General features: G+C 48.8%; 2 protein-coding genes. One reads left to right on the top strand and one right to left on the bottom strand.

What is annotated here, in order from left to right; all coding sequences use genetic code 11:
- The first annotated feature begins 106 nt into the window (after positions 1-106).
- Positions 107-1435, top strand: a complete 1329-nt coding sequence (locus ACTHUT_RS18445) for an anaerobic C4-dicarboxylate transporter family protein (RefSeq protein ID WP_250601753.1) — start codon at positions 107-109, stop codon at positions 1433-1435.
- Positions 1436-1504: 69 nt separating this feature from the next.
- On the opposite strand, the gene ACTHUT_RS18440 is transcribed toward ACTHUT_RS18445, so the two are convergent.
- Positions 1505-1930, bottom strand: a complete 426-nt coding sequence (locus ACTHUT_RS18440; protein ID WP_070712610.1) for a DUF4124 domain-containing protein — start codon at positions 1928-1930, stop codon at positions 1505-1507.
- Between the last annotated feature and the right edge of the window lie 241 nt (positions 1931-2171).

Below are 2171 nucleotides of genomic sequence, written 5' to 3'. Positions count from 1 at the left end.
GTATAGTTCGGTAAAGTATGGTTAGGAAAGAGGGTTTGCTCTATAATTCGAGTGTTTCTAATTTTATTTCGGTTAAGGCCGGATTTTGGGAGTTGTTATGTCAACTATGTTTTTTATCCAGTTTGCCATTGTGCTGCTGTGTATCCTGATTGGTGCGCAGGTTGGTGGGATTGGTTTGGGCGTGCTCGGCGGTATCGGCTTAGCCGTATTGTCTTTTGGTTTTCATCTTCAACCGACCAGCCCGCCGATTGATGTGATGCTGATGATTATGGCGGTAGTGTCTGCCGCGGCGGCGATGCAGGCCAGCGGCGGTTTGGACTATATGATTAAGATTGCCACGCGCGTGTTGCACCGCAATCCGAAATACATCACCTTTATCGCGCCGGCGGTAACTTATACCTTTACCGTCTTGGCAGGTACGGGCCATGTGGCTTACTCGGTCTTGCCCGTGATTGCCGAAGTCAGCCGTCGCAATGGCATCCGTCCTTCCCGTCCGCTGACGATGGCGGTTATCGCTTCCCAATTTGCGATTGTCGCCAGCCCGATTGCCGCCGCCGTTGTTGCCTGCGTTACCATGCTTGAGCCGCAACACATCACGATGGCGGATGTGTTGAAAGTTACCGTTCCGTCCACGATTTTGGGTATCGGTTTGGCTTGCGTGTTCGTAAACAAACTGGGCAAAGAATTGAAAGACGATCCGCATTATCAGGCTTTGCTGAAAGACCCAAACTATGTGAAAGAATATATCGATGTGGAGGAACAAAAAAACGATGTCGCTATTTCGCCGAAAGCCAAATTGTCGGTTGGTATTTTCTTGACTGCGGCATTGCTGGTGGTAGTAATGGGTGCGCTGCCTGAGCTGCGTCCGGCTTTTGAACACGATGGCGCGATCAAGCCTATGGGCATGGCACATACGATTGAAATCGTGATGTTGTCTGCTTCTGCACTGATTATTTTGGCGTGTAAACCCAATGGCGATGCGATTACTCGAGGTTCGGTATTCCATGCCGGTATGCGTGCCGTGATTGCGGTGTTTGGCGTGGCTTGGTTGGGCGATACCTTGATGAGCGGCCACTTAACAGAAGTGGAATCGACCGTCAGCCATTTGGTTGAATCTGCACCGTGGACCTTTGCCTTTGCCCTGTTTGTCTTGTCGGTATTGGTCAACAGCCAAGGCGCGACAGTGGCGACGCTGTTCCCAATCGCCATCAAACTGGGGATTCCTGCGCCCATCATTATCGGCACATTTGTTGCGGTAAACGGCTATTTCTTCATTCCGAACTACGGTCCGATTATTGCCGCTATCGACTTTGATACAACCGGCTCGACCAAAATCGGCAAATTCATCTTCAACCATAGCTTCATGATTCCAGGCCTGTTGAGCATGGCATTTAGTCTGGCCATCGGCTTGTTGTTGGTTCAGTTGTATTATTGATGGACTAAAAAATAAAGGCCGTCTGAAATTAAATTTCAGACGGCCTTTTTGATATTGTTATTCGTGAGCTTAATTGCAGTATTTATTGACGTCGTTTTGGTATTGTTTAATTAGGCTGTCGCGATTGGCCAAGCGTGCGCTTTCGGCGACTTGGCGGTTGATTTTAGCGATTTTGCAGTTTTCCAGCTTGTTTTGGCGGTTTTGCTCTTCGATTTTTTTATTGCGCTCTTCGATTTGTTTGTTTTGTTCCGCAACCTGTTCGTTGGGCTGCTCGGCAACCGGCTCAGATGCCGCAACAGCAGGCGCAACGGCAGGTTTGACGTTGTGCGTGCGGATGTTGACCACGCCGGAACGCTTCGGTTGCAGGCGGTTTGGCGTATCGGAATAGCTGTTGCCCGATGCGCCTTTCCAAGTGTAAACCTCGGCCGCGCCGGTCAGGGCGGCGGAAGAGAGAAGGGCTGCTGTCAGACAGGTTTTGAGTACGGAAGATTTCATGGGTTTCCCTTATGTAAATGATGTTCTCATCCAACCTATTTTACTTGAAACTGCAATGCGTTGGCATATTTTTGTACCTCAGATCAAATGATGTAAAAAAATAACGTTAAAACATGTATTGCCAATGTTAGCATCAAGCCGGTGTGATATAATGCCGTGCATCTTGCACAAACTGAAAGACCGAGCATCATGCGTATTGTAGAAAAAGCCTATACTTTCGACGACGTTTTGTTGGTTCCAG

This window comes from Neisseria sp. P0022.S010, from assembly GCF_051956635.1.
This window is presented reverse-complemented; position numbering and strand designations above follow the sequence as displayed.

What these genes read in the sequence shown, in the direction of transcription:
- ACTHUT_RS18445 (WP_250601753.1), top strand. Translation starts at nt 107, where the DNA reads ATGTTTTTTATCCAGTTTGCCATTGTGCTGCTGTGTATCCTGATTGGT.
- ACTHUT_RS18440 (WP_070712610.1), bottom strand. Translation starts at nt 1,930, where the DNA reads ATGAAATCTTCCGTACTCAAAACCTGTCTGACAGCAGCCCTTCTCTCT.